This window comes from Pseudomonadota bacterium (assembly GCA_010028905.1).
In the GTDB taxonomy this organism is placed as follows: Bacteria; Vulcanimicrobiota; Xenobia; order RGZZ01; family RGZZ01; genus RGZZ01.
The window spans coordinates 1-5,189 of sequence record RGZZ01000361.1; the positions used below are offsets into that span (position 1 = coordinate 1).

Sequence of the window (5,189 nt, forward strand, 5' to 3'; positions counted from 1 at the left end):
AGCTCGCCCGCCTCCGATATGTACGCGTTGGGGGGAACCGTGGCGTTCATGCTGAAAGCCGAGCACCCCCTGCCCGCCGGCGCGCCCCAGAGCCCACTCCCTCCGAGCACCCCCGTGGTCTCGCGGCTCGTCGAGCACTGCCTCAGCGGGCGCTCGGACAAACGGCCCTCGGCGCTTCAGGTGGTCGAGGTGCTGGAAGACACCGAGATGGACGAGCGCTGGGGCCCAGCCCCATGGCTGCTGCTGCGCGCCGCGGCGACGAGCCTGCTGCGCCTGCCCCGAAAGCCCTGGCTCCATCCAACAGCCTTCGACGGCTGGCTCGCGATGATCGTCGCGGTAGCCCTGACCTTCGTCCCGCAGATGCTGGCGCAGAGAGAGGCGCGGCTGGAGGCTGCTTCTTGCGCGCGGAACCTGAGGGTCGTGGCACGCGCGCTCGACCGATACCAGCAGGACCATCACGGCTTCCCCAGCGCGCTCAATGCGCTGGTTCCAGCCTACCTTCGAGTCGTCCCCGTCTGCCCTGCAACCCAGACCGATACCTACTCCCGCGCATTCGCATCATCCAAGACACAGAACGCCTACACCCTCGTCTGCGCAGGAAGCAACCACGCGAGCCAGGCTGCCAACCACCCGCAGTACACCTCTTCCGCAGGCCTGCGTGAACAACCGCGCCGATGAGCGCGCCTGCCGACGGCCGTGCGTCACGCGCACCGAGACCGCTGTTCCGGTGGGCAGCACGCGTCACGCTGCTGCTGGCGATGGGCGCCCTGGCCATTGCCACCCTGCCCGAGAAGATGCCGCTCGGATGGTCTTCCGAAGGCGCTCTCCACGTTCGTGGCCTCACCCTCCCGTCGGAAGCGCGCATCCTGGTTCTGTCACCGCACCCAGATGACGACGTCCTCGGATGCGGCGGGCTGATCGTCGCGGCCAGACGACACGGCACGCCAGTAGAGGTGGTCTACCTGACCAATGGCGACGCCAACGAGTGGTCGTTCTTGCGTCACGCTCACCACCCAGCGCTGACGCCTCGCGCCGTTCTTCGCATGGGTGACGTGCGTCGAGACGAGGCGATATCGGGCGAGTCAGCCCTGGGGGTGGGCCGTGAGAACCTCATCTTCCTGGGCTATCCGGACTTCGGTTGCATGCACATCCTCGAGTCGCACTGGAGAGATGCCCCACCCTACACAGCGCTCTTCACCCGCGCGTCGGCCGTGCCCTACCCCTATGCACAGACACCCGGCGCGCCCTACAACGCAGCCTCGGTTCTCGCCGATCTGAGCCGCGTCCTCGAAACGTTCAGGCCCACCGACATCTTCGTCTCCCATCCGTGCGATCTGAACGGAGATCACAGGGCCCTCTTCGTGTTCACCCAGGCCGCGGTCTGGCACAGCCGCGAGCACCCTCGCCTGCATTCGTTCCCCGTGCATGCCGATGGATGGCCGCGACCGCCTGGGCTGCACGACGCACTCCTGCAGATGGTGCCACCCCCCCTCCAGGAACCGGGGGTATGGGAGAGCGCACCGCTCGACCTTGCGCAGGTGTCCGCGAAGCGCGCCGCCCTCGACGCACATCGAACGCAGCTCTCGTACAGCGCTGACTACCTGCACTCGTTCGTGAGGAGAAACGAGATCTTCGACGGCACGGAGGCGCTGCGGCTGACCCCTGAATCTCCGCTGGGATTTGGTGCCCAGTCCGCCGGGATTGCGGGTCAGGAGTGGCGATATGTGCGCCTGAAGGAGGAGTGCATCGAGCTGAGCATGGTCTATTCGCGCCCTGTGGCGCGAGAGACCCGTGCCGTGGTGCGCATGTTCGCAGACCGGGACGATCGCGCGTTCGCGGCGTGCCCGAAGATCACCGTCACCGTCGATCCACTCGGTGCGCATCTGGAAGATGGGACAAGTCGTGCGCCTGCCGCGCAGGTGCGCATCACCCGAGACCATCGGCGCACCACGGTGGCCGTTCCTCTCGCGCTTCTGGGTGATCCGCAGCGGCTGCTGATCAGTGCCGAGTCGTCTCTGGGCGAGTCTCGTCTCGACCGCGCCGACTGGACGAGCCTCACCCTCTCCCGCTGAGCAGGTTCTCGCATGCGCTGGCAGGGCGTTTTGACGATCTGTTAACACTTCTCGAGCGACCGATCCGCGCACGGTGTGATTGAATGAAATCACTTGAGGAGCCTAGGGTAGCGGACGCATGACGAACCTGGCCACCATCTTTCCCCGCCCGGTGCAGGTGAACCCCGCCAGTCGGTTGCTGCCATGCGCCACTGGCGACGCCAGCACGTCTCCCCCGAAAGAACCCGCGTCGGACGCCCCCACCGACCCCGCGCGCAAGGAAGCGCGCGAGCTCATCGACACCCTGAAGCGCCGCTCCACGCTGGTGGGGGCGGTGCAGCCCGTGGCCATGTTCGCGGGGCTCGCCGAACACCCCGTCCAGACCTGGAACGCCCTGAGCGGAACGGTCTCCTCGCTGGCCCATGGCGATCTCGGCGCCGCGGGAGATCAGATCGGCCACCTCGGCACCACGATCACGCATCCCACCGGGATCTCGGGTCACGTCTATCGCAGCACCCTCTACCTGCAGACCGGCGTAGGAGCCGTTGTGGGCGGGCTCGAGGTCTACCAGGGCGTGAAGAACAAGGACAAGTACCTCGGAATCCTCGGCGGAGCCGACATCCTGTCGGCGGGCTCCGCGTTCTCGTTTGCGATGAGCGGCTCGGCGCCAGCCATGGGGCTCGGCATCGCGTCAACCATCACCAAGGTGGGCCTTGTCCTCTCACGCCCCAAGGAGTACAGCCGCGTGCAGAAGGTGAAGGTGCTCATGGACGCGGCAGGCTCTGTGCCGAGCCTGATGCTGAAGGCGGGATTCCTCCCCCTGCCCGCCATGATCGGCAACCTCATCATCGGCCCGACCGAGCTGCTCTACATGAACAGCCCCTGGATGCAGAAGAAGGTCGACAGCGGTGTGGAGTGGCTGCTCCGACACGTGCCCCACCCAGGCCACCCCCATACGCGCTGAACCCGCGAGACGCACGGGGAACATTCACGCCGCGCCCCCCCTCTGACGAACAGGTTGCGCCGCTCGCAAGCTCGTCCCTGTGCTGCGGCCGACCGACTCCCAGAAGCACAGGAGGTCTCGAAGACCGCATGTCGCAGCCGTTCCGCGCCGCGCTATCCCACACGAGCCGCCAGCATGCCGTGCACGTCGCGCTGGCCATCGCCATCCTCGTCTCCACGCTGTCGTTTGCAGCCACGCGCAGCTCCGGCGCGAGCGCCGCGTCACCGCCGAATCCAGCCTATGTCGTGCAGAACGCCCTGGTCGAAGCGGCCCGCATCATCCGCCCCAGCGTGGTGAACATCGACGTGGTGGGGCGCACCGCCGCCCCCGCCATGGTCTGGCCCCAGGGGCTCCCCTTCCGCTTCGAGACGCCGCAGCAGCAGCCCGCAAAGGGAGAGGGGTCAGGCGTCATCATCTCTGCGGACGGATTGATTCTCACCAACGAGCACGTGGTGCACGGCGCCAGCGAGATCACCGTCACCCTGTTCGACGGTCGCAAGTTCAAGGGAACGGTGAAGGGGGCCGACCGCCTCACCGACATCGCACTGGTGAAGATCGATGGCCGAGGCCTCCCCGCTGCCAGCCTGGGCGACTCTGACGCCATCCCCATCGGCGCGTTCGTCCTCGCAGTGGGCAACCCGCTGGGATTCGAGCAGACCCTCACCTTCGGCATCCTGAGTGGGAAGGGCCGAGAGATCCCCGAGATGGGGAAGGAGTTCCGCAACCTGTTGCAGACCGACGCCGCCATCAATCCTGGCAACTCGGGCGGTCCCCTGGTCGACCTCGATGGCCGCGTTGTGGGCATCAACACCGCCATCATCCGCCAGGCCCAGGGCATGGGATTCGCCATCCCCATCAACAGCGCGCGCCAGATCTTCGAGCAGCTGAGCCGTGACGGCAAGATCGTGCGGCCCTATCTCGGCGTGAGCATGGCGGCGGTCAACGACGACATCGCCCAGGCCCTCCGGCTGCCGCGCACAGAGGGCGTGGTCGTCGACCGCGTGATCGCCCAGAGCCCAGCCGCCCAAGCGGGACTGAAGCGCGGAGACGTGATCCTCTCCATCGACGGGGTGGCCGTGAACGACACCGCGAGCCTGCAGCAGCGCATCCGCGCACACAAGGTGGGAGACACGGTGCTGCTCAAGGTCTGGAGCCGGGAGAGGCTGATCGAGGTGCGTGTGCGCGTCGAGGAGATGCCGCAGGGCTGACACGGCTCACAGGACCGTGAGCGCAGGTCCGAGAAGGGGCGCGCATGCTTCGTCGCGTGGCCTTGCTCGCCGCACTCCTGCTCCTCTCGCTCACCGCGGCCTGGGGTGCCCCTGAGAGGGCGCCCCAGGCCGTTTTCGTGCCCCTCGACGACCGACCGTCAACGTTGCTGTTCGTGCGCCAGATCGCGCGCATCGGAGGCGGATGGCTGCGCACCCCTCCTCGCGCATGGCTCGGGCGGTATCTCATCCCGGGGAACGCCGACGCCATCGGCGCCTGGATGGCCGGCACTGAAGCAACACGCTGCGCGGACGCCATCGTCTCGGCTGACATGGTCGCCTACGGCGGTCTGGTGGCGTCGCGCAACGCCCAGACCCCGCTCGACGTTGCCCTGCGACGACTTGAGGCCCTCGATGCGCTGGCCGGGCCGCGGCGCCGGCTCGAGGTCTTTGCCATCATCCCGCGCCTGTCGCTGCTCACCTCGAGACGAGAAGCGCCCTATGAGCGTCGTCTGGCCCTGTGGGCCACTGACCCGGACGCATCCGCGCCCGCTGACGTTCCCACCGATGTGGTCGACGAGTACCTGCGGGTTCGCGCGCGCAACCTGGCCGTGCTGATGCGATTGCTCGACCGTGTGGCGGACGGGCGAATCGACCGCCTCGTCATCGGTCAGGACGATTCAGCAGGCACCGGCCTGCACGCCCGAGAGCAGGCGCAGCTGCGGGAGACCATCACGGCTCGGCAGCTCGGCGGGCGGGTCATGCTCGTGAGCGGCGCCGACGAGATCGGCATGGACCTGGTGACGGGGTGGCTCGCGCGCAGGTACGGCTGGTGTCCCGCCTTTCGCGTGGTGTACAGCGACCCGCAGGCGGCCACGACCATCCCTCCCCTCGAGAGCCTCCCGCTCCACACAGCGGTCGCCGACCACA

The 5,189-nt window shown here is 67.6% G+C and carries 4 protein-coding genes; all 4 read left to right on the plus strand.

Going from position 1 to position 5,189, the window contains the following annotated elements; translation table 11 throughout:
- Positions 1-18: 18 nt before the first annotated feature.
- A complete protein-coding gene (locus EB084_19035; GenBank protein NDD30359.1) occupies positions 19-678 on the plus strand; it encodes a hypothetical protein in 660 nt (219 codons plus the stop codon).
- Positions 675-2,072, plus strand: coding sequence for a hypothetical protein (locus EB084_19040; GenBank protein NDD30360.1), 1,398 nt, complete (start codon positions 675-677; stop codon positions 2,070-2,072). The genes EB084_19035 and EB084_19040 overlap by 4 nt, the downstream gene beginning before the upstream one ends.
- 183 nt (positions 2,073-2,255) lie before the next feature.
- Positions 2,256-4,262, plus strand: a complete 2,007-nt coding sequence (locus tag EB084_19045; GenBank protein NDD30361.1) for a PDZ domain-containing protein — start codon at positions 2,256-2,258, stop codon at positions 4,260-4,262.
- Positions 4,263-4,306: 44 nt separating this feature from the next.
- On the plus strand, positions 4,307-5,189 hold an 883-nt coding region (locus EB084_19050), incomplete at its 3' end, for a DUF4127 family protein (protein ID NDD30362.1).